Raw genomic sequence first — 26,193 nt, forward strand, 5'->3', positions numbered from 1 at the left:
AGGGTGACAGTAATGTCTGCAACACCCGTACCGTTCCGGCTGTTCTGGCCTCAAAAAACGGTGCCATCCGCAGGTGCGGTTTGGGCTTTCAAATTCACGCTTGGTTCAACCGGAAACAGCAATAAAGCGCTTGAGTTTCTGGTCTGAAATGTGGTTAGGCTTTTTAAGCCAAAACCCTACATGTAGGGTTTTTTTGGCGCCGGGCTACAAGATAATGCGTTTTGGAGGGTGTTGCAACGTACTACCTGTGGATAAGCCTGTGCGTAAATTGTGTGTGAAAGAAGGAACAGGCGTGTAGGCCGCGACCTAGCGGGAGCGAACCGTTTTTCACTGATTTTCAGCGATTGAAAACAGTCATTCGGATTTTTAAGGGCGCGAACCCTATCACAAAAATCCGGGTTGTCCGAACGCATTTGCCGGCTTGTGTTCTCGGCGTTCGGCGTTTATACAATCGGCCAGTGTGTATGCATTCTTATCCTCCCCAATCATTACAAAAAGACGGGCGGATCCTTCCTTATAAGTGTTGTTGGCAAGCAGAGGTCACCGTGGAGCAAGAAGCCTGGCAGATATTGATTGTGGAGGACGACCAGCGTCTGGCCGAACTGACCCGCGATTACCTGGAAGCCAATGGCCTGCGCGTATCGATCGAGGGCAATGGCGCCCTGGCCGCGGCCCGCATCATTAATGAAAAGCCGGACCTGGTGATCCTCGACCTGATGCTGCCGGGCGAAGATGGCCTGAGCATCTGCCGCAAGGTCCGCAATAAATATGACGGCCCGATCCTGATGCTCACCGCCCGCACCGACGATACCGATCAGATTCTTGGCCTGGACCTGGGGGCCGACGATTACGTGTGCAAGCCAGTGCGTCCGCGCCTGCTGCTGGCGCGCATCCAGGCGCTGTTGCGCCGCAGTGAAGCCCCTGAGGTGGCCCCGGAAAAACAACGACGCCTGCAGTTCGGCCCGCTGGTGGTGGACAACGCATTGCGCGAGGCCTGGCTGAATGACAACGGCATCGAGCTGACCAGCGCCGAATTCGATCTGCTGTGGCTGCTGGTGGCCAACGCCGGGCGCATCCTGTCCCGGGAAGAAATTTTCACCGCCCTGCGCGGCATCGGCTATGACGGCCAGGATCGCTCCATCGACGTGCGCATCTCGCGCATCCGCCCCAAAATCGGCGACGATCCGGAGCATCCACGACTGATCAAGACCATCCGCAGCAAAGGGTATCTGTTCGTTCCGGAAGCCTGCACCCTGTGAACTCAATCTTCCTGCGCATCTACGGCGGCATGTGCGCGGCGCTGATTCTGGTCGCGGTGCTCGGGGTACTGGCCTTGCACCTGCTTAACCAGGTGCGCAGTGAGCAATACCGCGAACGCCTGGCCCACGGCACCTTCTCGCTGATGGCCGACAACCTGCAACCGATGAACGAAACCGAACGCCACCGGGCCTTGCTGGTGTGGGAGCGTTTGCTGGGGATTCCGTTGGCGCTGAAGACCTTCGCCCAGACCGACCTCGACCTGACGCAGCGTACCCGCGTGCTGCGCGGCCAGGCGCTGGTGGAACAGACCGGCCCGCATGCAGCGAAGGTGTATCGGCTGGTCAGCGACAAGGAGCAGTTGGTTTTGACGGGAGAAGTCCAGCAGATCAGCGAGCAACTGGCGCGAGCGACTATCTATCTGCTGGCCGACGAACTGGTGCGCGTGCCGGTGGCTGAGCAGCCCAAGCGCCTGGCGCAATTGAAACAAGACAAAGGCTTCGGTTTCGACTTGCGCCTGGTCACCGTCGACCAGGCGGACATGGACGAGGACCAGAGCCGCCGGATCTCCGAAGGCGACACGGTGATGGCATTGGGCAAGGGCGGTGACTCGATCCGAGTGTTTGCCGGCATGGTCGGCACGCCGTGGGTCCTGGAAATCGGCCCGCTGTACCAGATGAATCCTTATCCGCCCGAATGGTTGGTGCTGATCGCGGCCCTTGGTTTGAGCCTGATCGGCTTGATCGTCTATCTATTGGTGCGACAACTTGAGCGTCGCTTGCGTGGTCTCGAAGCCGCTGCCACGCGTATTGCCAAGGGCAGCCTGGAAACCCGCGTGCCGGCGCGCGGCGCGGATTCGGTGGGGCGGCTGGCCTCGGCGTTCAATGGCATGGCCGAGCACTTGCAACAGTTGTTGGCGATCCAGCGTGAACTGGTGCGCGCGGTGTCCCACGAATTGCGCACCCCGGTGGCGCGCCTGCGTTTTGGCCTGGAGATGATCGGCTCGGCCACCACGCCACAGGCCCTGGAGAAGTACCGCGAAGGCATGGACCACGACATCGAGGACCTCGACAAGCTGGTGGACGAAATGCTGACCTACGCGCGTTTGGAGCAGGGCTCGCCCGCGTTGAATTTCCAGCGGATCGATCTGGATGCGTTGGTCAATCAGGTAATCGAGGAATTGGCACCGCTACGCGCCGACGTCACCGTGCAGCGCGGGTTGTGCCTGTCCGCCGCCGATTGTGACGATGCCTGGGTCGAGGCCGAGCCGCGCTATTTACACCGGGCGATCCAGAACCTGGTGAGCAATGCCATGCGCCATGCCTCGTCGCGGGTGACGGTCAGTTATCAGGTGGGGCAGCAGCGTTGCCGGGTGGACATCGAAGATGACGGGCCGGGCGTGCCAGAGTCGGCGTGGGAAAAAATCTTCACGCCGTTCCTGCGCCTTGATGACAGCCGTACACGGGCATCAGGCGGGCATGGCTTGGGACTGTCCATTGTGCGGCGGATTATCCATTGGCATGACGGGCGGGCGTTGATCAGCAAGAGCAAGAGTCTGGGCGGGGCGTGCTTCAGCCTGAGTTGGCCGAGGAATCAGGAGAAGCGGTGAGATTTGCGGCGTCTGTACTGGCCTCATCGTCGGAACGCCGCCCGGAGCAGGCTCACTCCTGCAGGGAATCTTCGGTGTTGCACAGATCCATTGTAGGAGTGAGCCTGCTCGCGATGAGGCCCGAGCCAACACCAAAAATCCTCAGGCCCTGATGCTGACCAGACTCAACAACTGCCCATCCACCACCCCAAACTGCGCATCCAGCTCAGTGCCATTGCGCCACTCGCTGGACAGATCTGTCAGCAATCGCAGCCGCACCTCACCGCTCTCGCTCCACTCCAGCACTTCCGCATGTTCAAAATAAAACCGCTGCCGAACAATCGGATACAGCGCCTTGAACAGACTCTCCTTCACCGAAAACGTCAGCGTGACCAGCATCGCCAACTGATCACGATGACCTGCGGCCATGCGCTGCAATTCCGCCGGGGTAAGGATTTCCCCGGCCAGGCGTTCGGCACGTTCAGGGTTTAGCAGGTTTTCCAGGTCCATCCCCAATCCACGCCAGTGGGTCTTGTTCGCGACAATCGCCGCGGCCCGGCCGGTGCTGTGGGTGATTGAGCCGCTGATATGCGCAGGCCAGACCGGCGCCCGGTCTTCACCGATGGCCGGGCTGAAACTCAGCCCTTCCAGCTTCTGCAACGCCGCCCGGGCACAGACCCGACCGGCCAGAAACTCGGCCTGACGCTTGGCGACCGAGCGCTGGATGCTCGCTGGCGGCTCGATGGCGCTGCGCCTGAAATCATCGAGGGCCAGTTGCGAGGTATCGAAGTGCGTGCTCAACAGCACCGTATCAGGCAGCACAAACGGCAGCGGCCAATGGGCGTCGAGCGGGGTGCAGCAGACGGGCAGGGCGGGGGTGGAATTCATGTCGCGCATTTTGCCGGGTTGCCTTCGGGCTGGGTAGCCCTGACGTAGACCGCGTTATCGTTCTTCGCGGGCAAGCCTCGCTCCTACGGGTTTGAGCCGATCACGAAATGGCGTAACGACACAAGCCCTGTAGGAGCGAGGCTTGCCCGCGAAGGCCACGCCTCGGTCTTCTGCTTAACCGAAGATTTTTTTGAAGAACGCCTGCATATCCGCCCAGGATTTTTCATCCGCCGCCTTGCTGTACCCGATATCCGGCCCACCATGATCGCCATGGCCCAACCGATCCGCATCTGGATTGCTGAACCCATGCTTGGCGCCCTCAAGGCTGACGAATTGATAGTCGGCCCCGGCCTTGTCCATCTCAGCCTTGAACGCCGCGACGTTGTCCGCCGTCACCATGCTGTCCAGCGCACCATGCTCCACCAGGATTTTCGCTTTCACGCTGCCCGGTGTTGCGGGCGTTTTGGTCGCCAGCGCGCCGTGGAAACTCACCACGCCCGCCAGCGGAACGCCTTGACGCGCTGCATTCAGCACCACGGCACCGCCGAAGCAGTAACCGATGGCAGCGACTTTATCCGGATGGGTCTGTGGCTGTTTCTTCAGCAAATCGAGCCCGGCCTGGAAGCGGGCGCTGGACGCGGCACTGTCTTTCAACGCCGCTTGCATGAAGGCCATGGCGTCCTTGGGATGCTCGGTGTTCTTGCCATCGCCATACATATCAATGGCCAGCGCGCTGTAACCCAGTCCTGCCAAATCACGGGCGCGGCGCTTGGTGTAATCGTTGAGGCCCCACCATTCATGCACCACCACCACGCCCGGACGTTGACCTTTAATAGCATCGTCGTAAGCGTAATAGCCGATCAGCTTCGTGCCGTCGGGGCTCTGATAGGGAATCTCCTGAGTCTTGATCTCGGCGTGGCTGAGCCCGCTCAAGGCCAGTAATACGAGGGCGAGGAACACGCGCATGGTCGGATCTCCTGCATAAAAGTCATCAAAACAGCCGGGTGGAGTTGATTCAGCTTAGGTTCAGAGTGCGTTCAGGGGGAGTTCAGGGGTGGGTGCGTAACCTTGCCCCGTACCCAAAAAGCAAATAGCGCATGAGGAAATTCCCCAATGACTCACTTCAAAAAACTGCTTCTGGCTTTCACCGTCATGGGCGCAAGCACCGCGGCTTTCGCTTCCAACGATAATTTCGCCAGCCTTACTCTTGGACAGACCAGCGACAAAGTCAAAAAGTCCCACGCCCTGAACGACAACCTCAACCACCCGAACGCCGACGGCGTGATCGGCAAGGACACCACCTGGGGTGTGCGTCTGGGCCAGCAAAACAGCGAGGGCCGCTACTACGCCACTTACGACAACGTGTCGGGTTCGCACAATGGCATTAAACTGCGTCAGGAAAACCTGTTGGGCAGCTACGATCTGTTCTACCCGGTAGGCGCCAGCACCAAATTGTTCGGCGGTGCCACGGCCGGCCTGACCAAAATGACCCAGGAGTCCCCAGGGTTCAGCCGCGACAGCAACATCGGCTACGCCATTGGCGGCCAGGTTGGCGTATTGCAGCAAGTGTCGCAAAACACCTCGGTCGAACTGGGTTACCGTTACCTGCGCAGCAACGCCAGCACCGAGATGAGCGAGCGCGGTGGCAGCAAGCAGGGTTCGCTGGACCTGACCAGCAGCGCCCAGACCTACCTGTCGGCGAACTACGCTTTCTGATAAGTGCAATCCCGGTAGGGGTGAGCCTGCTCGCGATAGCGGCGTGTCAGTCGACATCAATGTCGAATGTGCTGGCGCCATCGCGAGCAGGCTCGCTCCTACAGGGTTCTGCGGTGTGACTGAGAACTGTGCTGCTGGAGATAACGATTTGCCTAGGAGAGCGTTATGAAACTGCTGGTCGTCGAAGATGAAGCGCTGTTGCGCCATCACCTGCAAACCCGCCTGACGGACAGCGGCCACGTGGTCGAGTCCGTGGCCAACGCCGAGGAGGCGTTGTACCAGACCGAGCAGTTCAACCACGACCTGGCGGTGATCGACCTCGGCCTGCCGGGCATGAGCGGGCTCGACCTGATCCGTCATCTGCGCTCGCGTGGCAAGGCCTTCCCGATCCTGATCCTCACGGCGCGTGGCAACTGGCAAGACAAGGTCGAAGGCCTCGCCGCCGGCGCCGACGATTACGTGGTCAAGCCGTTCCAGTTCGAAGAGCTCGATGCGCGCCTGAATGCCTTGCTGCGCCGCTCCAGCGGTTTCACCCAGTCGACCATCGTCGCCGGGCCGCTGCTGCTCGACCTCAATCGCAAACAAGCGTCCCTCGATGAACAACCGCTGGCGCTGACCGCCTACGAGTATCGAATCCTCGAGTACCTGATGCGGCATCATCAGCAAGTGGTGGCCAAGGACCGCTTGATGGAGCAGCTCTATCCGGATGACGACGAGCGCGATCCGAACGTCATCGAAGTGCTGGTCGGCCGTCTGCGGCGCAAACTCGAAGGCCCGGCAGGTTTCAAACCGATCGACACTGTGCGTGGCCTCGGCTACCTGTTCAATGAGCGCTGCACTTGATTCGCTCCCTTCGTGTCCGCTTGATGCTGGCCGCCGCCACCCTGGCGGTGCTGTTCATGCTGGCGTTGCTGCCAGCGATGCAGGGCGCGTTCAGCCTGGCGTTGCAGGATTCCATCGAGCAACGCCTGGCGTCGGACGTAAACACGTTGATTTCCGCCGCGCGGGTGGAAAACAACGCCCTGCAGATGCCAGCGCAGTTGCCCGATGAGCGCTTCAACCTGACTGACAGCCGCTTGCTCGGTTACATCTATGACCGTGAAGGTCATTTGGTCTGGCGCTCGAAGGCCACCGGCGAAGAGAAGATCAACTACAAACCGCGTTACGACGGACGCGGCAACGAATTCGCGCGCATTCGCGAGGCCGATGGTCAGGAATTCTTCGTCTACGACGTCGAAGTCAAACTGCTCAGCGGCAAAAGCGCGGCATTCAGCATCGTCGCCCTGCAACCGGTGCACGAGTACGAAGTCACCCTCGAAGGCCTGCGCGAAAACCTCTACCTCGGTTTCGGTGCCGCGTTGCTGGTGCTGCTGGCGCTGCTGTGGATCGGCCTGACCTGGGGCTTGCAGGCCTTGCGTCGGCTCAGTCAGGAGCTGGACGAAATCGAAAGCGGCGCCCGCGAAAGCCTCAGCGAACAACACCCGCGTGAGCTGCTGCGCCTGACCGGCTCCCTCAACCGCTTGCTGCACAGCGAACGCGAGCAGCGCAGCCGCTACCGCGATTCCCTCGACGACCTGGCCCACAGCCTGAAAACCCCGCTGACCGTGCTGCAAGGCGTCAGCGAAGACATGGCCCAGCGCCCGGAAAACCGAGATCAGGCCTGGTTGCTGCAAACCCAGATCGAGCGCATGAGCCAGCAGATCGGCTATCAACTGCAACGCGCCAGCCTGCGTAAAAGTGGGCTGGTACGCCACCAGGTGCGCCTGCAGCCGGTGCTGCAAAGTCTGTGCGACACGCTGGACAAGGTCTATCGCGACAAGCGCGTGCGCGTTGCGTTCAACCTGCCGGAGCCGTGTTACGTGCCGATCGAACAGGGCGCGCTGCTGGAGATGATGGGCAACCTGCTGGAAAACGCCTATCGCCTGTGCCTGAGCGAAGTGCGCATCAGCGTGCGCGAAACCCTGAGCGGGGTCGAGTTGTGCGTTGAAGACGACGGGCCGGGCGTGCCGCCGGATCAGCGGGCGCGGATTCTGCAACGGGGCGAGCGGCTGGATCGCCAGCACCCGGGGCAGGGGATCGGGTTGGCGGTGGTCAAGGACATTATCGAGAGCTACAACGCGAAGCTGACGCTGGGGGATTCGCCGATGGGCGGGGCGGCGTTCCGGATTCATTTTCCGGTGGTTTGATCGAGGGGTTGGCGGTGTTTTTTCGGGCCTCATCGCGAGCAGGCTCGCTCCTACAATTGAATCTGCGGCGCTCGCGAAAAGTGCATGCTCCGCAGATCCCCTGTAGGAGCGAGCCTGCTCGCGATGAGGCCGGTCAATTCAACCCAAAAATCAGTTTCGGATGCTGGACAGGCTTGATCCGCCGTAGTCGTTCAGTCAGGTAGACCGCGTCATCGTTCATCGCGAGCAGGCTCGCTCCCACAGGAGATCTTCAGTGAATGCATAATCTGCGTTCACACCGATCACCTGTAGGAGTGAGCCTGCTCGCGATGAGGCCGGTCAATTCAACCCAAAAATCAGTTTCGGATGCTGGACAGGCTTGATCCGCCGTAGTCGTTCGTTCAGGCAGACCGCGTCATCGTTCATCGCGAGCAGGCTCGCTCCCACAGGAGATCTTCAGTGAATGCATAATCTGCGTTCACACCGATCACCTGTAGGAGCGAGCCTGCTCGCGATGGGGCCAGTCAACTCAACCCAAAAATCAGTTGCGGATGCTGGACAGGCTTGATCCGCCGTAGACGTTCAGTCAGGCAGACCGCGTCATCGTTCATCGCGAGCAGGCTCGCTCCCACAGGAGATCTTCAGTGAATGCATAATCTGCGTTCACACCGATCACCTGTAGGAGCGAGCCTGCTCGCGATGAGGCCGGTCAATTCAACCCAAAAATCAGTTGCGGATGCTGGACAGGCTTGATCCGCCGTAGTCGTTCAGTCAGGTAGACCACGTCATCGTTCATCGCGAGCAGGCTCGCTCCCACAGGAGATCTTCAGTGAATGCATCATTTGCGTTCACACCGATCACCTGTAGGAGCGAGCCTGCTCGCGATGAGGCCGGTCAATTCAACCCAAAAATCAGTTTCGGATGCTGGACAGGCTTGATCCGCCGTAGTCGTTCAGTCAGGTAGACCGCGTCATCGTTCATCGCGAGCAGGCTCGCTCCCACAGGAGATCTTCAGTGAATACATCATTTGCGTTCACACCGATCACCTGTAGGAGCGAGCCTGCTCGCGATGAGGCCGGTCAATTCAACCCAAAAACCAGTTTCAGATGCTGGACAGGCTTGATCCGCCGTAGTCGTTCGTTCAGGCAGACCGCATCATCGTTCATCGCGAGCAGGCTCGCTCCCACAGGAGATCTTCAGTGAATGCATAATTTGCGTTCACACCGATCACCTGTAGGAGCGAGCCTGCTCGCGATGAGGCCAGTCAATTCAACGCAGATTCAGTTCTCTTGCGCGCGATAGGCGCCCGGCGTCAACCCGGTCCATTTTTTGAACGCCCGATGAAACGCCGAAGGCTCGGAAAACCCCAATTGCTCGGCAATCTGCTGTAACGACAGATCTGCTCGCCCCAGGTGATAAATCGCAATGTCCCGGCGCAACTGATCCTTCAATTCCTGAAAACTCGACCCTTCTTCGCGCAAGTGCCGACGCAACGTCTGCGGGCTGATGTGCAGGTGCGCAGCCACCGCTTCCAGGTCCGGCCAGCGTGCACTGTCGCGGCTGAGCAAGCGGCGCAACTGGCTGCTCAGACTGTCGCCGTCATCCGGGCGCGAAAGCAGGTCAGCGGGAGAATGTTGGAGGAAATGCTTGAGTGTGCGTTCGTCCTGCAACAACGGCATGTGCAGGTAGCGGCTGTGAAACAGCAAACTGCTCTGCGCCGTGGAAAACTCCATGGGGCAGGGGAACAGCAAATCGTATTCGGCGCCGTGTTCGGGCTTTGGATAACTGAACGTCGCCTGCTCCAGCCGAATGCGCTGGCCGATCAGCCAGCTGCCGAGGCGGTGCCACACCATCAGTTGGCTTTCGGTGAGGAAATGATCAGGGTCCTGGAACTTCGAATCGTCGAGGCTCAGGCGGACCCATTCGTCTTCGCGGGTCAGGGTCAGGCGCGGACCGTCAGGGAATAGGCTGTAAAACAATAAACCGCGATGCAGCGCCTTATCGAGGTTGCGGCAGTGGATCACGGCGTGGCACATCATTGCGAAGGTCCCGGTTTTACTGGGCGTCGGCCCGAAACCGAGGTATTCGTCGTCGAGGGCCAGCCACAACGCCTGGATCAATCGCGTGAACTGCTCCGGCGCAATTCGCGCCCGTGGCTCATCCAGCAACTCGGGGCTGATGCCGAGTTGTTGCAGCAGATTTGAATAGTCATAACCCAACCGACGCGCGCCACCTAATGCGGCACGGGCGAAATGACTGGCGATGGTGCGTTCACGCATGGCAGGCAGGTCCGACCCAATGAACGACGGATGGTAGCTGTCGACCCTCGTTATGAACAGGCGGATATCCGCCAAATTGTAGGACGAGACCTGGTCGATGGGCGGAAATCCGCCACATTGTGGTAACCCGACAGTGGCAAGGCTGGACCTGTAACCCTTGATGTCAAAAGGCATGCAGGCATTTTTTAAAGGTGGCACGGGCCTTGCGATACAACAAGCAGATGCCTGCCGTTGCGCAGCTCGACAAAACAAATCCCTCCAGTGCAGGAGGGTTCGCAATTGAAGTGTCTTGGGCAACAGACGGATGTTGTCACGGGGCACTCTTGAGGAACTTTGCAATGACGACTCGTCAGCCACTGTATAAATCCCTGTATTTCCAGGTGATCGTTGCTATCGCCATCGGCATCCTGCTCGGTCACTTCTACCCGCAGACCGGTGTGGCCCTCAAGCCACTGGGTGACGGGTTCATCAAACTGATCAAAATGGTCATCGCGCCAATCATCTTCTGTACGGTCGTCAGCGGTATCGCCGGCATGCAGAACATGAAATCGGTCGGCAAGACCGGTGGCTATGCGCTGCTGTACTTCGAAATCGTCTCCACCATTGCCTTGCTGATCGGTCTGGTCGTGGTCAACGTCGTGCAACCGGGCGCCGGCATGCACATCGATGTGACCACTCTGGACACCAGCAAAATCGCTGGCTTCATCTCGGCCGGTAAAGACCAGAGCATCGTTGCCTTTATCCTCAATGTGATCCCGAACACCATCGTCGGCGCCTTCGCCAACGGCGACATCCTGCAAGTGCTGATGTTCTCGGTGATCTTCGGTTTCGCCCTGCATCGCCTGGGTGCCTACGGCAAGCCGGTTCTGGACTTCATCGATCGCTTTGCCCACGTGATGTTCAACATCATCAACATGATCATGAAGCTCGCTCCAGTCGGCGCGTTCGGTGCGATGGCCTTCACCATCGGTGCCTACGGTGTTGGCTCGCTGGTGCAACTCGGTCAGCTGATGATCTGCTTCTACATCACCTGCATCCTGTTTGTGCTCGTGGTACTGGGCGGCATCTGCCGCGCGCACGGCTTCAGCGTAATCAAATTGATTCGCTACATCCGTGAAGAACTGCTGATCGTACTGGGCACTTCCTCTTCGGAATCCGCTCTGCCGCGCATGCTGATCAAAATGGAACGCCTGGGTGCACAGAAGTCCGTTGTCGGCCTCGTAATCCCGACTGGCTACTCGTTCAACCTCGACGGTACGTCGATCTACCTGACCATGGCCGCTGTGTTCATCGCTCAGGCGACCGACACCCACATGGACATCACCCACCAGATCACCCTGTTGCTGGTGTTGCTGTTGTCCTCCAAAGGCGCTGCAGGCGTGACCGGCAGTGGTTTCATTGTGCTGGCGGCAACCCTGTCGGCCGTTGGCCACCTGCCGGTTGCCGGCCTGGCGCTGATCCTGGGTATCGACCGTTTCATGTCCGAAGCCCGTGCGCTGACCAACCTGGTCGGTAACGCGGTTGCGACCCTGGTCGTGGCCAAGTGGGTGAAAGAGCTGGACGAAGACAAGCTGCAAGTCGAGCTGGCTTCCGGTGGTCGCGGTATCTCCGACACCCGTGAAGAAGACGACCTGGGCGTGGCCGAAGGCCCAACCCCAAGCAGCGTCAAGTAAGACTGGCAGCACTGAAAAACCCGCTTCGGCGGGTTTTTTCTTGCCCGGGATTTGAGCGCAACGGTCACAGCTGCTGACACTTCAGGTGATTGCTGCAATGCGTTTGCCTGCCTAGGCTGGAGGCATCGTTCACGGAGGTCGCTCATGCCCGGTCCACTGGCATCACTCAAGGTTCTGGATTTCTCGACGCTGCTGCCGGGGCCGTTTGCCTCGTTGTTGCTGGCGGACATGGGCGCGCAAGTCCTGCGCATCGAATCGCCGACCCGTATGGATTTGCTCCGGGTGTTGCCGCCGCACGATCACGGGGTGTCGGCCAGCCACGCCTACCTCAATCGCAACAAGCGCAGCCTGGCGCTGGACCTCAAGCAGCCCGAGGCGCTGGAGGTGATCAAGCAATTGCTGGCGGACCACGACATCGTGCTGGAACAGTTCCGCCCCGGTGTGATGGAACGCCTGGGCCTGGGTTATGACGCGTTGAAGGCGATCAATCCGCGGCTGATCTACGTGTCGATTACCGGTTATGGCCAGAGCGGCCCCTACAAGGACCGCGCCGGCCACGACATCAACTACCTGGCCCTGGCGGGGCTGGCGAGCTACACCGGCCGCACCGAGAGCGGGCCGTTGCCTTTGGGCATGCAGGTGGCAGATGTCGCCGGCGGCTCGTTGCACGGAGTGATCGGGTTGCTGGCGGCGGTGATCGCTCGCCAGCACAGCGGGGTGGGGCAGCATCTGGATGTGAGCATGACCGACTGCGCCTTCAGCCTGAACGCCATGGCCGGCGCCGGGTACCTGGCCTGTGGTGTGGAGCCGGGCAGGGAGGATCAGATGCTCAATGGCGGCAGCTTCTACGACTACTACCGTTCGCGGGACGGGCGCTGGTTATCGGTGGGCAGTCTGGAACCGGCCTTCATGCAGCAACTGTGCAGCGCGCTGGGGCGGCCGGAGCTGGCGGCCAAGGGCCTGTCGCCCAAACCCGCCGAGCAACAGGTACTGAAGAATGAGTTGAAAGCCGAATTCGAGAAACATGACTTTGCGCAACTGTGCGAGTTGTTTGCCGGGGTCGATGCGTGTGTCGAGCCGGTGCTGAGTTTGGCCGAGGCGGTGCAGCATCCGCAGTTGCAGGCGCGGGAGTTGGTGACGCAGGTGCCGCGGGGGGACGGTTCTGCGCAGGCGCAGATGGCGTGCCCGTTGAAATTCTCAGAGGGATTGCCGGAGCCGCGGCATATCGGCGCGGTGTTGGGACAGCATACGGATCAGGTGTTGGGGGAGTTGGGGATGAGTGCTGAGCGGATTGCAGAATTGCGCCGTGCCAAGGTAATTCTCTAGCGTCTGTTCCGGCCTCTTCGCGGGCAAGCCTCGCTCCCACAGGATCTGTGTCGTTCACAAAGCTTGTGCTCGAAATCAATACCTGTGGGAGCGAGCCTGCTCGCGATGAGTCCGGCGCCGCCACCACAAATCTGACTACTCGACCCGCATCTCCCCACTGAACACCAGCGTGCTGCGGCACCGCCGGCACAAATACCGCCGCCCTTGCCGTACCAGGCCATGGCGCTGGGCCGAAAACGGGAAATCGCTGTCGACGCACGGGCATTTGTAGATGTAGCGCGTCACGCTGCGGCGTTTGACGTCGTAGGTGTGGCAGCGATTGGGCGGCAGTTCGTACACGCCACGCATGATCAATTGCCACTCTTCACCGTGCGGCTGAATGCGGTCGCCGAACAGTTGATGGGCGATCAGGTGCGCGACTTCGTGGGCCACGGTCTGCTTGAGGAAGTCTTCAGTGTTTTCCCGGTACAGCTGCGGATTGAAGCGCAGCAGGTTCTCGTGCAAATGCGCGACACCGGCTTTTTGACCGCGCAGCTTGAGGCTCACCACGGGGCGTTTGAAAGTTCGTTTGAAAAAGGATTCGGCCAGCTGATAACAGTCTTCGACGCGGGTATTGAGTTGCTCGGGCATGCTTGATGGATCTCCAGAGACGTCGAGTATGCCGCAACCCCGGGGCCTTGCGAATCGCCGAGGCGCCGAATGGTCGTTACCCCTCACACATTAGAAGGCCGCCTTGCGGCGGCCTGTGTTGGCAGATCTTGTTTTTGGGTGGTGAGTTGCTAATTGGTGTAGACCGGCCCCACGCCGAGTCCCCAGACAATCACTGTAAACGCCATGATGGCGACCAGCACCACCAGGCCTACGGCAAGTACCGAACTGGAAAACAGAAAGCCCTCGTCTGATGGAATGTTCATGAAAGTGGGTAGCCCCACATACAGCAAGTACACTGTGTAGCAGATGGCCGCCGTTCCGACGATCATCCCCAGCCACATATGAGGGTACAGCGCCGCCAGACCGCCGATGAACAGCGGGGTCGCGGTATAGGTCGCAAATGCAACGCAGCGTGCCAGGCTTGGATTGGCGTCATAAGTACGGGCCATCCAGTGGATGAATGCGCCCATGACCGCGACGCCGCCGAGCATCGCCAGGTACGACATGATCGTCATCCATAGCGCGCTTTCCTGGGTCAACATGACCGGCGCTCGATTGCCGATGACCCAGCCGACCTGAGTGGTGCCGATAAACGCCGACACAGCGGGAATTGCCGCCAGAATCAGCGTGTGAGTCAGGTACATGTGGCTGATGCTTTCCTCTTGGTCGCCACGGATTTCTTTCCATTCCTGGTCGGGGTGGGTGAAGAGCCCCACTACGTGATGGATCATGCCAGTCACTCCTCTTGTTTTTACCGTCGCCCCCCAGTGGAGCGCCTACAGGCCAAAGTGGCCAAGTAAGTAAAAGGTCTGGATATGTATGCGACCTTATGTCGCAGTATAGAAAGGTCTTCACGACGCAGGTTGTAGGGCGTTAGAGCAAATTGCGCTGTAAACCCTGCTGTTAATCGCCGCAGGGTCTTGCGCGACCTATGTGGCGAGGGAACTTGCTCCCGTTCGGCTGCGCAGCCGTCGCAAAAACGGCCGACGGGGTTTGACTGACCCGATGGTGCAGGATGGTTTTGGGGCCGCTGCGCGACCCAGCGGGAGCAAGCTCCCTCGCCACAGGGGTATGCTCAGCTCAGATAAAGTGCAGTCGCCAGGCACTTCGCCGACGGTGGGTTTTTGCGTAAAATGCCGGCCTTTCGTCACACCTTACGGATCTCGCGTCATGGGCACTCTCACGGTCAACCAGAACAAACTGCAAAAGCGCCTTCGCCGTCAGGCGGGTGAGGCTGTTGCCGATTTCAACATGATTGAAGACGGCGACAAGGTCATGGTCTGTCTGTCCGGTGGCAAGGACAGCTACACCATGCTCGACGTGCTCTTGCACTTGCAGAAGGTCGCTCCGATCAAGTTCGAGATCGTGGCCGTGAACATGGACCAGAAACAGCCAGGCTTCCCTGAACACGTGTTGCCGGCCTATCTGAAAACGCTGGGCATCGAGTACCACATTGTCGAGAAAGACACTTACTCGGTGGTCAAGGAGCTGATCCCGGAAGGCAAGACCACCTGCTCGTTGTGCTCGCGCCTGCGTCGCGGCACGCTCTACACCTTTGCCGACGAAATCGGCGCGACCAAAATGGCCCTCGGTCACCACCGCGACGACATCGTCGAGACGTTCTTCCTTAATATGTTCTTCAACGGTTCGCTCAAGGCCATGCCGCCGAAGCTGCGCGCCGACGACGGCCGCAACGTGGTGATCCGGCCGCTGGCCTACTGCAACGAAAAAGACATTCAGGCCTACTCGGACTTCAAGCAATTCCCGATCATCCCGTGCAATCTCTGCGGCTCCCAGGAAAACCTGCAACGTCAGGTGGTCAAGGACATGCTGCAAGAGTGGGAACGCAAGACCCCGGGCCGCACCGAAAGCATTTTCCGCAGCTTGCAGAACGTGCAACCGTCGCAACTGGCGGACCGTAACCTGTTCGACTTCACCAGCCTCAAGATCGACGAAACCGCCGCCTCGCGGTTCGTCAACGTGGTCAACCTCTAATCAGAAACTGTAGGAGCGAGCCTGCTCGCGATTGCGTCGTGTCAGTCGACATCAACGTTGAATGACACACCGCTATCGCGAGCAGGCTCACTCCTGCAATTGTTTTTTGTTTCAACCTCCAGGAGAGGGCATGCGCGATTACAAGTGGCTGCACGAATACTGTCTGAATCGCTTCGGTTCAGCAGCTGAACTGGAAGCCCATCTGCCCGTTCCCAAGACCCCGGCGCAACTGCGCAAGATCAGCGACGATCGTTATCTCTCGACCATGGCCCTGCGCGTGTTTCGCGCCGGCCTCAAACACAGCCTTGTGGACGCCAAGTGGCCGTCGTTCGAAGAAGTGTTCTTCAAGTTCGACCCGGAAAAGGTGGTGCTGATGAGCGCCGAACACCTTGAGCGCCTGATACAGGACGCGCGGATCATCCGACACCTGGGCAAGCTCAAGAGCGTGCCGCGCAATGCGCAGTTCGTACTGGACGTGGCGCATGAGAAGGGCAGCTTCGGCGCATTGATCGCCGATTGGCCGGTGACGGACATCGTCGGGCTGTGGACGTACCTGAAAAAGCGCGGCCATCAATTGGGCGGGTTGTCGGCGCCGCGTTTCTTGCGCATGGTCGGCAAGGATACGTTTGTGCCGAGCTATGACGTGGTGGCGGGGCTGAACGCGCAGAAGATCGTCGACAAGGTGCCGACCAGCCAGCGGGACCTGGCGTTGGTGCAGGATGTGTTCAACCAGTGGCATGAACAGAGTGGCGGCCGGCCGATGAGCCAGATTTCGATGATGCTGGCGTACACCGTCAATCATTAAGACCGAGTCGTGGCCTTCGCGAGCAAGCTTTGCTCCTACAGGTGCGGTGCAGCCCTTGTAGGAGCGAAGCTTGCCCGCGAAGGCGTCAGATCAGGCGGCGGAGATCTCGCCTTCACCCGCCAACTTGCGATTCAACTGAAACCGCCACCGCACATACAACAGCGCCGAGCAAAACACCGCCAGGCTCGCGCCCATTTCCAGCAAGCCAAACAGCTGCCGATTGGGGTCATACGCGGCCAGTGCGCCCTTGATGAAATACAGATTCACCACAAAACACATCCACGAATGCCCGCGTGCGCTGCCGATGATCATCCCCGGTGCGAGCAATAGCAGGGGCACCAGTTCGATCAGCAAAATCACCCACGGCCGGGCGCCGTGCAGGTCGGCAAATACCAGATAATAGGCGCACAGCAGCCCCACCAGCCCGAAAAAGCACAGCAGGCTGATCGCGCGCATCGCCCGGACCCGCGGTTCGAGCCATTCGATCGAGGGCAGAATCTTCGGCTTTTTCGCCACGTCAGTTCCCCAGTTTCTGCGCAGTCTTCGCCAGACGCAGGCCCAAGGCCCGGCACAGCGCGACTTCATGTTCGTTCAAACCGCTTTTGCCATCCGCCCCGGCGTGATGACTGGCGCCATACGGCGTGCCGCCGCCCCGGGTTTCCAGCAGGGCCGATTCGCTATACGGCAGGCCGGTAATCAGCATGCCGTGGTGCAGCAACGGCAACATCATCGACAGCAGCGTGGTTTCCTGACCACCGTGCAGGCTTGCGGTGGAGGTGAATACCCCGGCCGGTTTGCCCACCAGCGCCCCCGTCAGCCAAAGATTGCTGGTGCCGTCGAGGAAGTACTTGAGCGGCGCGGCCATGTTGCCGAACCGGGTCGGACTGCCCATGGCCAGGCCCGCGCAGTGCTTCAGGTCGTCGAGGCTGGCGTACAGCGCGCCTTCATCGGGGATGTCCGGCGACACGGCTTCGCATTCGGTGGAGATCGGCGGCACCGTGCGCAAGCGCGCTTCCATCCCGGCCTGCTCGACGCCACGGGCAATTTGCCGGGCCATTTCATTGGTCGAGCCGCTGCGGCTGTAATACAGAACCAGAATGTACGGCGCGCTCACGGCAGCAACTCCAGCACATTCTCCGGCGGACGGCCGATGATGGCTTTGTCGCCGACTTCCAGAATCGGTCGCTCCATGAGTTTCGGGTTGGCGGCGATGGCGGCGATCAATTGCTCCTCGCTCAAACTGCTGTCGGCCAGGTTGAGAGTCTTGTATTCGTCCTCGCCGGTGCGCAGCAGTTGCCGGGCGCTGATACCGAGTTTGGTCAGCAGGCTCTGGATTTGCGCGGCGTCCAGCGGCGTTTCCAGGTAGCGGACCACGGTCGGGGTCAGGCCACGGGCTTCCAGCAGTTCGAGCGCACCGCGGGATTTCGAGCAGCGCGGGTTGTGATAAAGCGTCAGATCGGTCATGTGCGGGTCGCATCTTGCGTAAGGTGGCGGCTATTCTAACTGTGCAGCGCGTAATCCAGAACCTCGGGAGGCGATGGGTCGCAGGCGCATTCAATTTTGAACAAGGATTACGACATGACAAGACGACTGGCAGCAGCATTGGCGATCATCGGTGCGTTGATGCTGGGGGGCTGTGGCAACGACTATGGCATCGACCAGAACGGCCAGAAAGTCGCCGCCGAACGTCTGGACAACCAATGGGTGGTCCTCAACTACTGGGCTGAATGGTGCGGCCCGTGCCGTACCGAGATCCCGGAGTTGAATACGCTGGCGGATCAGTTGAAGGACAAGAAGATAGGTGTGTTCGGGGTCAATTTCGACAATGTGCAGGGGGAAGAGCTGAAAAGCGCCAGCGAGAAACTGGGAATCAAGTTCACCGTACTGGCGTCGGACCCGGCGGATCTTTTCGAGTTGCCGCGCAGCGAAGCGTTGCCGGTGACCTACATCATCGACAACAAAGGCAAGGTGCGCGAGCAATTGATGGGCGAGCAGACGGCGGCGGGGGTGATGGCCAAGCTTGAGGCGTTGCAAGCGGTAAAGTGACTGCGCATGGATCTTGTGGCGAGGGAGCTTGCTCCCGCTCGACTGCGCAGCAGTCGCAAAACCGGTACAAACGGTGTTCCTGATGAACCGAGGTGACGGGTTTTAGGGCTGCTGCGCAGCCCAGCGGGAGCAAGCTCCCTCGCCACAGGTATTCACTTGGCCACAGCTCGGGGTTATCAACCCTCTTCAAGCCACCAACGCAACGGCTTGCCTTCGGCCGGCCAGAAGCGCATCTGTTCGATCGGCGAAACATCCCAGCGCTGCACATTTTCCAGGGCCTGCATGAAGCGCTTTTCCTGCTCCATCACGGCGGGTGCGCACATTTTACGGGTGCTGCCGATTTTGCCGAAGCTCAGCTTGTCACCTTCGAGCGTGTACGGTGCAAACCAGTGGTTGCAGCCGCCATTGCCGTAAGCCCGACCGTCTTCACCGAGGGTGATGGTCAGGTGGCTGTAATCCATCAGTGGACGTTCGCCGATCCATTCCAGGATGTAGCTGCGGTTTTGTTGCAATTTCACCGGCTCGGCGGCGCAGCCCAGCAGGCTGGCACCAACCAGGGCGGTCAGGGCGAGGCGTTTCATCACGCGGGCTCCTGGCAGGTCGGGCACAGGTGCTTCTCGCCAACGGTGGTCCAGCCCAGCTCGGCAATGCGCGCAGTGGCGGCAGGTTTTTCTGCCTTGTTGCCCAGTTTGGCATCGACCGCAAACTCAAAGCTCAGCTCTTTGGCGCAGCTGTCGCAGTTGACTTTCCAGGTGTGGATCGCCAATTCGCCGAACACCGGACCACTGGCCACTGCGACCCATTGGCCGGGCGGGTTGATCAAGTGGCGAACCGTTTCCACGGTCAGGCGCATGGACAGGTCCTTGGCACCTTTGAGGGTCACGACCAGCACGTCGTTATTACGAATCGAGCCGCCGTTGCCGGTGACTTGATAACGCCCCGGCACAAGGGCGCGGCATTCGGTGAGGGTGTGTTGCGGGTTCATCAGGCTATAGCGGAAATCGTGTTCGACCATGGGTCCTCCAAATATGCGCGGTATGCTATCACGGGCCTGCTCGCAGCATGGCGCGGGCAGATGACCTTCGATCTGGTTCAAATCACCGGTCGACTCATGGCACACTGCCGCTTTTGCATTTCTAAGGAACGGACATGGCGTTAATCGAATGTTATGAGTGCAAGCAACGCATCAGCTCCACGGCGCCTGCTTGCATTCATTGCGGTGCACCGGCGGGAACGGTGCAAGCGGCCACTTCGACGGCAGCGCCTGTGCAGGCACCCCTTTCTTTCGGGCGTTTACCGGAGGATGAGAAAGTGGCCAGGGTGACCCCGGCCGCATTCGGGCGTAAACGCAAAACCGCAGCCCCAATCGAGATGGCGGCGCCGATGCCCGCCTCCAACGGCGTGCGTCCGGTGGAACTGTGGCTGAAGCTGATGATTTTCTTTCTGCCGCCGTTTTTTGTCTGGTTCCTGCTGCGTCGCGGGCATTCCGTGGGGCAACGCTTGCTGGGTTTCGGCTGGCTGGGCCTGATGATTCTCTTGTCCAAGGCCTGACCGGCTCAGCCCTCGACCTGATTCTGCGGCGTGCCAGCGGCCCAGGCTGCGATGTTCTGCAGGGTGGTCGTGGCAATCGCGTCCAGGGCTTCGCGGGTCAGGAAGGCCTGGTGCGCGGTGATGATCACGTTCGGAAAGGTCAGCAGCCGCGCCAGCACATCGTCCTGCAGCGGCAGGTCGGAGCGGTCCTCGAAGAACAGCTGCGCTTCCTCTTCATAGACATCCAGCCCCAGATACCCCAATTGGCCGTCCTTCAGTGCATCAATCAGCGCCGGCGTGTCCACCAGGCCGCCGCGTCCAGTGTTGATCAACATCGCGCCGGGCTGCAAGTGCGCCAGTGATTCACGGTTGATCAAGTGTTTGCTCTGCTCATTGAGCGGGCAGTGCAGGCTGATGATCTGCGACACGGCCAGCAATTGCGGCAAGCTCAGGTAGCGGGCGCCGAGGGCTTCGACCTGCGGATTGGGGTAGGGGTCGTAGGCCAGCAACCGGCAACCGAAACCGTTCATGATTTTCGCGAAGGTTGCGCCGATCTGCCCGGTGCCGACCACGCCGACCGTCTTGCCCACCAAATCGAAACCGGTCAGGCCGTGCAGGCTGAAATCCCCTTCGCGGGTACGGTTGTAGGCGCGGTGCAGGCGGCGGTTGAGCGCCAGGATCAGCGCCACCGCGTGCTCGGCCACCGCGTGCGGCGAGTACGCCGGGACCCGCACAATTGACAGCCCTAAACGCTTCGCCGCCGCGAGATCGACATGGTTGTAACCGGCCGAGCGCAGGGCGATCAAGCGTGTGCCGCCCGCTGCCAGACGTTCCAGCACCGGCGCGCTCAAGTCATCATTGATGAACGCGCAGACCACCTCGTGATGCTCCGCCAGCGCCACCGTATCGAGGCTCAGCCGCGCCGATTGAAAGTGCAGCTCGATACCGGCAGGCAGCTCGGTGCCCAGAAAACTGTCACGGTCGTAGGTCTGGCTGCTGAAAAGAATCGTGCGCATACGGTCCTCCTGATTTTTTTCGAGTCCTGTGTGGCCGCGCACCGTTCTATTGTGCGAACGGCTGTGGCGAGGGGCTCCCACACCTGGAATGGTGCCGCGACGAACAGAACCCGGTGAGCTTAGCGCCGATGCTGGCCGGCGTCATTGCGCTGCATCAAGCGTTTATCCGGGCATGGGCGGCCAGGCGGTTGATCGCACGGTCGAGTTCTTCCAGGGCGCCGGGGGCTTTGGGGTCCTGTTGCTTGAGCAGGGTTTCGCTGCGCTGGCAGGCGGCACGCAGTTGCGGGACGCCGCAATAACGAGTCGCGCCGTGCAGGCGGTGGACACGCTCGATCAAGGCGTTGTTGTCATTGGTTTCCCGGGCCAGGCGAATGGCCTCGCGATCAGCTTCCAGGGAGGCCAGCAACATCGCCAGCATGTCCGCGGCCAGATCGGCCTTGCCGGCGGCCAGGCGCAAGCCTTCGTCGTGGTCGAGCACCTGCAATTCATGGGCGCCGCCATGGCTGTCGCTGGAACGCTCCGGCCCGTGATTGCGCAACGCCAGGCCTGTCCACTTCAATACCACCTGGGCCAGTTGCCGTTCGCTGATCGGTTTGGTCAGGTAGTCGTCCATGCCGCTTTGCAGCAGCGCGCGTTTTTCGTTGGCCATGGCGTGGGCGGTGAGGGCGACGATCGGCAGCGGCGTGCAATGCCGCTCGCTTTCCCACTGACGAATCGCCTCGGTGCTTTGACGCCCGTCCATGCCGGGCATTTGCACGTCCATCAACACCAGGTCAAAAGTCTCGCTTTGCACTGCTTTGACTGCCGCGTAACCGCTTTCGACCGCGAGCACCTTGGCACCCATGTCTTCGAGCAGGGTTTGCACCAGCAACAAGTTGGCCGGGTTGTCGTCGACGCACAGCACCTTCGGCGCGCGGCTCGATACCGGTTCGCCGGGCTCGCTGCGCTGCTGGCGCGGGTTGACCAGATCGGACAATGCGCGACGCAACTTGCGGGTGCAGGCCGGCTTGGCCTGAAGCTGACTGTGCGGGTTGGGCACCGAGAGGTGGAACAGTGTCTGTTCGGTGGTCGGGCACAGCACCAACACTTTGCAGCCCAGGTGTTCGAGGTCCCAGATGTGCTGGTTGAGGCGCTCCGGTGGCATGTCGTTGCTGGTGATGCCGAGCACCGCCAGATCGATCGCCTGATCGGTCTGATGTGCGCCGGTCACGCCATTGGTCAGGCTTTCCAGGGTATTGAACGGCGTGACGGCCAGGCCGCAATCTTCCAGCTGATGCTGCAAGGCCTGACGGGCCAGTTCATGGTTTTCCAGCACCGCGACGCGGCGCCCGAGCAGCGGCGGGCCGGGCAGGTCTTCGGCGTCGTCGCGGGTCTTGGGCAGGCTGAGGCTGATCCAGAATTCCGAACCTTCGCCCGGCGTACTGTCGACACCGATCTCGCCGCCCATCTGTTCGATCAGGCGCTTGGAAATCACCAGACCCAGGCCCGTGCCTCCTGGCTGTCGGGACAGCGAATTGTCAGCCTGGCTGAACGCCTGGAACAGCGCGCGCACATCCTGGTTCGACAGGCCGATGCCGGTGTCCTGAATGCTGATGCGCAGTTGCACGCTGTCTTCGTGTTCTTCTTCGAGCATGGCCCGGGCGACGATGGTGCCTTCGCGAGTGAACTTGATCGCGTTGCTCACCAGGTTGGTGAGGATCTGCTTGAGCCGAAGCGGATCGCCCACCAGCGACAACGGCGTGTCGCGATACACCAGGCTCACCAACTCAAGCTGTTTGGCATGGGCGGCCGGGGCGAGGATGGTCAGGGTGTCCTGCAGCAGGTCGCGCAGGTTGAACGGAATATTGTCGAGCACCAGCTTGCCGGCCTCGATTTTCGAGAAGTCGAGGATCTCGTTGATGATCCCCAGCAGGCTGTCGGCGGACTTTTCGATAGTGCCCAGGTAGTCGAGCTGGCGCGGGGTCAGCTCGCTTTTTTGCAGCAGGTGCGTAAAGCCGAGAATGCCATTGAGCGGGGTGCGGATTTCATGGCTCATGTTGGCCAGGAACTCGGATTTGATCCGGCTCGCTTCCAGGGCTTCCTTGCGCGCCAGGTCCAGTTCGATGTTCTGGATCTCGATGGTTTCCAGGTTCTGGCGCACGTCTTCGGTGGCCTGGTCGACACTGTTCTGCAACTCTTCCTGCGCGTTTTGCAACGTGCCGGCCATGCGGTTGATGCCGGACGCGAGCTCATCCAGTTCCTGACTGCCAAGGGGTGGCAGACGGGTTTCCAGATGGCCGTCCTTGAGTTGCGCTACCGCCAGTTTGATCTGGCTGATCGGCCGGTTGATGGTCCGGCCCATGCGCAAGGCGAGCAGCGCTGCGCCGGCCAGGCCCGCGCCGATCAGCAGCAGGCTGGCGAACAGGCTGCGGTAACCGCGCAGCAGCATGCCGCTGTGGGACAGTTCGAGTTCGACCCAGCCCAACAGTCGGTCGGCTTCATCCGGTATCAGGTCGCCGGCAAGGTTGCGGTGCTTGCCAAAGACCGGCAGCAGATAGCGTGTCGCATCGTTGCCACTGTGGCGCAGCATCTTTGAGCCATTGCCCAACGGCGCCGGGTTGAGCATGGTCGGGCCGGCGTGGGCTACGGGCGTACGGTCGGCGGCGAGGAAGGTCACGGCGCGCACGTCCGGTGTTTCCAGCGACTGGGTGGCGATACGCTCCAGCAGCTCGTTGTCTTTGCGACCCATGGCCGGGGCGACCAAGGGCGCGAGCTGTTCGGCGATCATCTCACCGCGCTGCATCAGTTGGGTTTGCAGGTCGGATTGCTGCATCCAGGTGAAATAGCCACCCAGGATCAGCGCCATCAGGCTGGTCGGCAACAGGGTCAGCAACAGCACGCGGCCTTTAATTCCCAGTTTCTTGAGCACGCATCTCTCCTGCATCCAGCTATTGATTGACCTGCACGTGCGTCCGGCACGTGCCATCGGGCCAGTGTAGCGATTTGCAGGCAGGCAATCTTCGTAAAATTGATGTCGTCATTCGTCGGCCGGACCGGCGCTTTCGCGCCACGGGCAAACCTTGGGTTGCCCAACGTCAGGCAATCTTGAATAATCGCCAACTGAGAATTATTTGCAGATACTCATGACTCCCATCTCTGTTGGCCATCCTCGCATCCTGTCCATTGAAGACGATCTCGTGCTCGGCGCTTATGTGCACGAGCATCTGGGCCGGTGCGGTTTTCAGGTGACCTGGTGCCAGAACGGCCGGGAAGGCCTGGACATTGCCCGCCAACAACCCTTTGACGTGGTGCTGATGGACATTTTGCTGCCAGGGCTGAACGGGTTGAACGTGCTGACGCAACTGCGCCAGAGCCATTCGACCCCGGTGGTGCTGATGTCGGCGCTGGGCGCTGAGGCGGATCGCATCAGCGGTTTTCGCCTGGGGGCCGATGATTACCTGCCAAAGCCTTTCAGCATGGCCGAGTTGCGTGTGCGCATCGAAGCGATCCTGCGCCGGGTGGCGCTCGACCGCCGGCCGGAGCCGGCAGCGGCGACGTCCTCGGTCGACAGCCTGCGTTTCGATGACGAACTCTGTGACGTTTCCTATGGCGAACTCGCCGCCGGCCTGACCCGCAGCGAGTATCGATTGCTGGACACCTTGAATCGCAATGGCGATGAAGTGCTGAGCAAAGCCTTCCTTTATCAGCACGTGCTGCAACGCGGTTTTGCCGCCCATGACCGCAGCCTCGACATGCACATCAGTCAGATCCGCCGCAAACTCAAAGGCATCGGCTACACCGAGCGGCAAGTGCGTACGGTCTGGGGCAAGGGTTACGTGTTGAGTGCCGGCGATGAAATGGTCTGACTTGCCGGGCCGACACTCGCTGTTCTGGAAACTGGCGTGTCTGTTAGTGGCGTTCTGTCTGCTGATGATCTGGCTGAGCTGGTCCTGGGGGCGCTACATGGAGCAGCGAAACCAGTTTTTGTCGGATCAGGCCCGAGTCACGCTGACGGGGTATGCCGCCGAGGCCGAGCAGGCGTGGCGTTCGGAGCAGAGCGCGGGCGTCGATGCCTGGCTGCATGGTATGAAACAGCGTGAAACAGGCTGGGTTGGCGTCATCAGCGGTGATTTGCAGTCCCTAAGCAGCCAGCCGCTCACTGACCAGGAAATCGAGCGACTGACTTTCCTGCGCGGCCTGGATTGGCCCATTCACAAGAAACGCCTGCCGTGGCTGCGCGTGCCGTTTCCCGGCGATTCGACGGCTGGCAGCCTGGTCATCGAACTGCCCCAGCGCTTCATGCCCGGCCAATACAGGCTGTTCTGGCGCGTGATCACCAACGGCATCATCCCGGGATTGTTCACGCTGTTGCTGTGCGTCGGCCTGTATCGGCTGCTGGTCGTGCCGTTGAATCAATTGCGCGAGCAGGCCAATGCCTGGCGCGCCGACCAGTTGAATGTGCGTCTGTCGAGCAGCACCACCAAACGTTCGGATGAACTCGGAGAGCTGGGTCGGGCCTTCGATCACATGGCCGAGCGGTTGCAAAGCACTGTGGCCCTGCAGCAGCAATTGCTGCGCGACTTGTCCCACGAACTGCGCACGCCGCTGAGCCGTCTGCGGGTCGCCAGCGAAAGCGAGCAGGGGCTGGCGCAATTGCGCGAGCGCATCGGGCGGGAAGTCGATGGCATGCAGCGGCTGGTAGAAGACACTCTGCAACTGGCCTGGCTCGACACCGAGCGCGCACCGTTGCCCGACGAAGCGATCCAGGTCCAGGCGCTGTGGGAAATGCTCACGGAAAACGCTTGTTATGAAAGTGCCTGGCCGGCGAGCCAGTTGCAGTGCGCGGTGGATTCGTCCTGTTGGGTTCGGGGCAATCTCAACACCTTGGCGCAGGCGCTGGAGAACATTCTGCGCAATGCCATTCGTCATTCGCCGAGTGGCGGTATCGTGCGTTTCGGCGGGGAACGTGACGGCGACTTCTGGCATTTGTGGCTGGAGGATGAGGGTGGAGGAGTGGCTGAGGCGGATCTGGAGCGGATCTTCTGTCCGTTCATTCGACTCGACGGCTCGCGGCCGGGGGATGGCGGATTCGGCTTGGGGTTGAGCATTGCGAGGAATGCGGTGAAACGTCAGGGTGGGAGTCTTTGGGCGCAGAACACTGGGCGTGGGCTGCGGCTAAATATTCGGTTAGTGGCTGAGAGTGATGGCGTCAGTGACGACGCCATCGCGAGCAGGCTCGCTCCCACAGTGGATCTTTGCCGACCACAAATCGTCTGATC

General features: G+C 60.6%; 25 protein-coding genes. 13 read left to right on the plus strand and 12 right to left on the minus strand.

The genetic code is table 11. From position 1 onward, the window contains the following. Positions 1-545: 545 nt before the first annotated feature. Complete coding sequence (locus BLU63_RS18525) at positions 546-1,259, plus strand: response regulator (RefSeq protein WP_010457146.1); 714 nt, start codon at positions 546-548, stop codon at positions 1,257-1,259. Further along, positions 1,256-2,866, plus strand: a complete 1,611-nt coding sequence (locus BLU63_RS18530) for an ATP-binding protein (protein ID WP_010457144.1) — start codon at positions 1,256-1,258, stop codon at positions 2,864-2,866. Before BLU63_RS18525 ends, BLU63_RS18530 begins: the two co-directional genes overlap by 4 nt. A gap of 141 nt (positions 2,867-3,007) precedes the next feature. Here BLU63_RS18530 and BLU63_RS18535 read toward each other — a convergent pair whose 3' ends face one another. Beyond that, positions 3,008-3,733, minus strand: a complete 726-nt coding sequence (locus BLU63_RS18535) for a 4'-phosphopantetheinyl transferase family protein (RefSeq protein ID WP_197678972.1) — start codon at positions 3,731-3,733, stop codon at positions 3,008-3,010. A 174-nt stretch (positions 3,734-3,907) separates the two neighbouring features. Beyond that, positions 3,908-4,699, minus strand: coding sequence for a dienelactone hydrolase family protein (locus BLU63_RS18540; protein ID WP_010457140.1), 792 nt, complete (start codon positions 4,697-4,699; stop codon positions 3,908-3,910). A 147-nt stretch (positions 4,700-4,846) separates the two neighbouring features. On the opposite strand from BLU63_RS18540, the gene BLU63_RS18545 reads away from it, so the two are divergent. From BLU63_RS18545 to BLU63_RS18555, 3 genes are all read left to right on the plus strand, one after another. Then, positions 4,847-5,449, plus strand: coding sequence for a membrane protein (locus BLU63_RS18545; RefSeq protein WP_010457138.1), 603 nt, complete (start codon positions 4,847-4,849; stop codon positions 5,447-5,449). Between the two features lie 165 nt (positions 5,450-5,614). Next, a complete protein-coding gene (locus BLU63_RS18550) occupies positions 5,615-6,292 on the plus strand; it encodes a response regulator (RefSeq protein ID WP_077749196.1) in 678 nt (225 codons plus the stop codon). Continuing rightward, a complete protein-coding gene (locus BLU63_RS18555) occupies positions 6,289-7,635 on the plus strand; it encodes an ATP-binding protein (protein ID WP_010457134.1) in 1,347 nt (448 codons plus the stop codon). The genes BLU63_RS18550 and BLU63_RS18555 overlap by 4 nt, the downstream gene beginning before the upstream one ends. Before the next feature lie 1,259 nt (positions 7,636-8,894). Here the strand turns inward: BLU63_RS18555 and BLU63_RS18560 are convergent. Then, the gene (locus BLU63_RS18560; RefSeq protein ID WP_083377274.1) at positions 8,895-9,893 is read right to left on the minus strand and encodes an AraC family transcriptional regulator; all 999 of its coding nucleotides are present in this window, start codon (positions 9,891-9,893) and stop codon (positions 8,895-8,897) included. Between the two features lie 338 nt (positions 9,894-10,231). On the opposite strand from BLU63_RS18560, the gene BLU63_RS18565 reads away from it, so the two are divergent. Both BLU63_RS18565 and BLU63_RS18570 read left to right on the plus strand, forming a co-directional pair. Continuing rightward, on the plus strand, positions 10,232-11,566 hold the full coding sequence (locus BLU63_RS18565; protein ID WP_083375942.1) for a dicarboxylate/amino acid:cation symporter: 1,335 nt from the start codon (positions 10,232-10,234) through the stop codon (positions 11,564-11,566). Between the two features lie 144 nt (positions 11,567-11,710). Continuing rightward, positions 11,711-12,892, plus strand: coding sequence for a CaiB/BaiF CoA transferase family protein (locus tag BLU63_RS18570; RefSeq protein ID WP_083375943.1), 1,182 nt, complete (start codon positions 11,711-11,713; stop codon positions 12,890-12,892). 135 nt (positions 12,893-13,027) lie between these two features. Here BLU63_RS18570 and BLU63_RS18575 read toward each other — a convergent pair whose 3' ends face one another. Together BLU63_RS18575 and BLU63_RS18580 are read right to left on the minus strand one after the other, a co-directional pair. Beyond that, the gene (locus BLU63_RS18575) at positions 13,028-13,522 is read right to left on the minus strand and encodes a SprT family zinc-dependent metalloprotease (protein WP_010457127.1); all 495 of its coding nucleotides are present in this window, start codon (positions 13,520-13,522) and stop codon (positions 13,028-13,030) included. Between the two features lie 149 nt (positions 13,523-13,671). After that, complete coding sequence (locus BLU63_RS18580; RefSeq protein WP_010457124.1) at positions 13,672-14,274, minus strand: Yip1 family protein; 603 nt, start codon at positions 14,272-14,274, stop codon at positions 13,672-13,674. 439 nt (positions 14,275-14,713) lie between these two features. Here BLU63_RS18580 and ttcA point away from each other — a divergent pair, with 439 nt between their 5' ends. Both ttcA and BLU63_RS18590 read left to right on the plus strand, forming a co-directional pair. Beyond that, a complete protein-coding gene (gene ttcA, locus BLU63_RS18585; protein WP_010457122.1) occupies positions 14,714-15,538 on the plus strand; it encodes a tRNA 2-thiocytidine(32) synthetase TtcA in 825 nt (274 codons plus the stop codon). Positions 15,539-15,668: 130 nt separating this feature from the next. Next, positions 15,669-16,343, plus strand: coding sequence for a DNA-3-methyladenine glycosylase I (locus BLU63_RS18590; protein WP_083375944.1), 675 nt, complete (start codon positions 15,669-15,671; stop codon positions 16,341-16,343). Positions 16,344-16,433: 90 nt separating this feature from the next. On the opposite strand, the gene BLU63_RS18595 is transcribed toward BLU63_RS18590, so the two are convergent. The 3 genes from BLU63_RS18595 to arsC are packed head-to-tail and all read right to left on the minus strand — an operon-like array spanning position 16,434 to position 17,807. Beyond that, on the minus strand, positions 16,434-16,859 hold the full coding sequence (locus BLU63_RS18595) for a DUF2069 domain-containing protein (RefSeq protein WP_010457118.1): 426 nt from the start codon (positions 16,857-16,859) through the stop codon (positions 16,434-16,436). 1 nt (position 16,860) lies between these two features. Continuing rightward, positions 16,861-17,457 carry an NAD(P)H:quinone oxidoreductase gene (wrbA, locus tag BLU63_RS18600; RefSeq protein WP_010457117.1) on the minus strand — a complete coding sequence of 199 codons (597 nt, stop codon included), beginning with the start codon at positions 17,455-17,457 and terminating at the stop codon, positions 16,861-16,863. Next, entirely contained in the window at positions 17,454-17,807 is a 354-nt protein-coding gene (gene arsC / locus BLU63_RS18605) for an arsenate reductase (glutaredoxin) (protein WP_010457115.1), read from the minus strand. Before arsC ends, wrbA begins: the two co-directional genes overlap by 4 nt. A 114-nt stretch (positions 17,808-17,921) precedes the next feature. On the opposite strand from arsC, the gene BLU63_RS18610 reads away from it, so the two are divergent. After that, positions 17,922-18,389, plus strand: a complete 468-nt coding sequence (locus tag BLU63_RS18610; RefSeq protein WP_010457113.1) for a TlpA disulfide reductase family protein — start codon at positions 17,922-17,924, stop codon at positions 18,387-18,389. A gap of 176 nt (positions 18,390-18,565) precedes the next feature. Here BLU63_RS18610 and BLU63_RS18615 read toward each other — a convergent pair whose 3' ends face one another. Further along, entirely contained in the window at positions 18,566-18,970 is a 405-nt protein-coding gene (locus tag BLU63_RS18615; RefSeq protein WP_010457111.1) for an META domain-containing protein, read from the minus strand. Continuing rightward, a complete protein-coding gene (locus tag BLU63_RS18620) occupies positions 18,970-19,404 on the minus strand; it encodes a hypothetical protein (protein WP_010457109.1) in 435 nt (144 codons plus the stop codon). Before BLU63_RS18620 ends, BLU63_RS18615 begins: the two co-directional genes overlap by 1 nt. 134 nt (positions 19,405-19,538) lie before the next feature. Between BLU63_RS18620 and BLU63_RS18625 the strand changes: the two genes are divergently transcribed. Then, positions 19,539-19,940, plus strand: a complete 402-nt coding sequence (locus BLU63_RS18625; protein ID WP_083375945.1) for a hypothetical protein — start codon at positions 19,539-19,541, stop codon at positions 19,938-19,940. Positions 19,941-19,945: 5 nt separating this feature from the next. On the opposite strand, the gene BLU63_RS18630 is transcribed toward BLU63_RS18625, so the two are convergent. After that, the gene (locus BLU63_RS18630) at positions 19,946-20,935 is read right to left on the minus strand and encodes a 2-hydroxyacid dehydrogenase (RefSeq protein ID WP_083375946.1); all 990 of its coding nucleotides are present in this window, start codon (positions 20,933-20,935) and stop codon (positions 19,946-19,948) included. Between the two features lie 154 nt (positions 20,936-21,089). Then, positions 21,090-23,843: a response regulator gene (locus BLU63_RS18635; protein ID WP_010457103.1), complete on the minus strand. Its 2,754-nt coding sequence runs from the start codon at positions 23,841-23,843 to the stop codon at positions 21,090-21,092. 214 nt (positions 23,844-24,057) lie between these two features. Between BLU63_RS18635 and BLU63_RS18640 the strand changes: the two genes are divergently transcribed. Both BLU63_RS18640 and BLU63_RS18645 read left to right on the plus strand, forming a co-directional pair. After that, positions 24,058-24,780, plus strand: coding sequence for a response regulator transcription factor (locus BLU63_RS18640; RefSeq protein WP_083375947.1), 723 nt, complete (start codon positions 24,058-24,060; stop codon positions 24,778-24,780). Next, entirely contained in the window at positions 24,767-26,191 is a 1,425-nt protein-coding gene (locus tag BLU63_RS18645) for a sensor histidine kinase (RefSeq protein WP_083375948.1), read from the plus strand. The genes BLU63_RS18640 and BLU63_RS18645 overlap by 14 nt, the downstream gene beginning before the upstream one ends. Positions 26,192-26,193: the final 2 nt, after the last annotated feature.

The sequence above is a fragment of the Pseudomonas mandelii genome, from assembly GCF_900106065.1.
GTDB lineage: Bacteria > Pseudomonadota > Gammaproteobacteria > Pseudomonadales > Pseudomonadaceae > Aquipseudomonas > Aquipseudomonas mandelii.

What these genes read in the sequence shown, in the direction of transcription:
- BLU63_RS18535 (WP_197678972.1), bottom strand. Translation starts at nt 3,733, where the DNA reads ATGAATTCCACCCCCGCCCTGCCCGTCTGCTGCACCCCGCTCGACGCC.
- BLU63_RS18540 (WP_010457140.1), bottom strand. Translation starts at nt 4,699, where the DNA reads ATGCGCGTGTTCCTCGCCCTCGTATTACTGGCCTTGAGCGGGCTCAGC.
- BLU63_RS18545 (WP_010457138.1), top strand. Translation starts at nt 4,847, where the DNA reads ATGACTCACTTCAAAAAACTGCTTCTGGCTTTCACCGTCATGGGCGCA.
- BLU63_RS18550 (WP_077749196.1), top strand. Translation starts at nt 5,615, where the DNA reads ATGAAACTGCTGGTCGTCGAAGATGAAGCGCTGTTGCGCCATCACCTG.
- BLU63_RS18560 (WP_083377274.1), bottom strand. Translation starts at nt 9,893, where the DNA reads ATGCGTGAACGCACCATCGCCAGTCATTTCGCCCGTGCCGCATTAGGT.
- BLU63_RS18565 (WP_083375942.1), top strand. Translation starts at nt 10,232, where the DNA reads ATGACGACTCGTCAGCCACTGTATAAATCCCTGTATTTCCAGGTGATC.
- BLU63_RS18570 (WP_083375943.1), top strand. Translation starts at nt 11,711, where the DNA reads ATGCCCGGTCCACTGGCATCACTCAAGGTTCTGGATTTCTCGACGCTG.
- BLU63_RS18575 (WP_010457127.1), bottom strand. Translation starts at nt 13,522, where the DNA reads ATGCCCGAGCAACTCAATACCCGCGTCGAAGACTGTTATCAGCTGGCC.
- BLU63_RS18580 (WP_010457124.1), bottom strand. Translation starts at nt 14,274, where the DNA reads ATGATCCATCACGTAGTGGGGCTCTTCACCCACCCCGACCAGGAATGG.
- ttcA (WP_010457122.1), top strand. Translation starts at nt 14,714, where the DNA reads ATGGGCACTCTCACGGTCAACCAGAACAAACTGCAAAAGCGCCTTCGC.
- BLU63_RS18590 (WP_083375944.1), top strand. Translation starts at nt 15,669, where the DNA reads ATGCGCGATTACAAGTGGCTGCACGAATACTGTCTGAATCGCTTCGGT.
- arsC (WP_010457115.1), bottom strand. Translation starts at nt 17,807, where the DNA reads ATGACCGATCTGACGCTTTATCACAACCCGCGCTGCTCGAAATCCCGC.
- BLU63_RS18610 (WP_010457113.1), top strand. Translation starts at nt 17,922, where the DNA reads ATGACAAGACGACTGGCAGCAGCATTGGCGATCATCGGTGCGTTGATG.
- BLU63_RS18615 (WP_010457111.1), bottom strand. Translation starts at nt 18,970, where the DNA reads ATGAAACGCCTCGCCCTGACCGCCCTGGTTGGTGCCAGCCTGCTGGGC.
- BLU63_RS18620 (WP_010457109.1), bottom strand. Translation starts at nt 19,404, where the DNA reads ATGGTCGAACACGATTTCCGCTATAGCCTGATGAACCCGCAACACACC.
- BLU63_RS18625 (WP_083375945.1), top strand. Translation starts at nt 19,539, where the DNA reads ATGGCGTTAATCGAATGTTATGAGTGCAAGCAACGCATCAGCTCCACG.
- BLU63_RS18630 (WP_083375946.1), bottom strand. Translation starts at nt 20,935, where the DNA reads ATGCGCACGATTCTTTTCAGCAGCCAGACCTACGACCGTGACAGTTTT.
- BLU63_RS18640 (WP_083375947.1), top strand. Translation starts at nt 24,058, where the DNA reads ATGACTCCCATCTCTGTTGGCCATCCTCGCATCCTGTCCATTGAAGAC.
- BLU63_RS18645 (WP_083375948.1), top strand. Translation starts at nt 24,767, where the DNA reads ATGAAATGGTCTGACTTGCCGGGCCGACACTCGCTGTTCTGGAAACTG.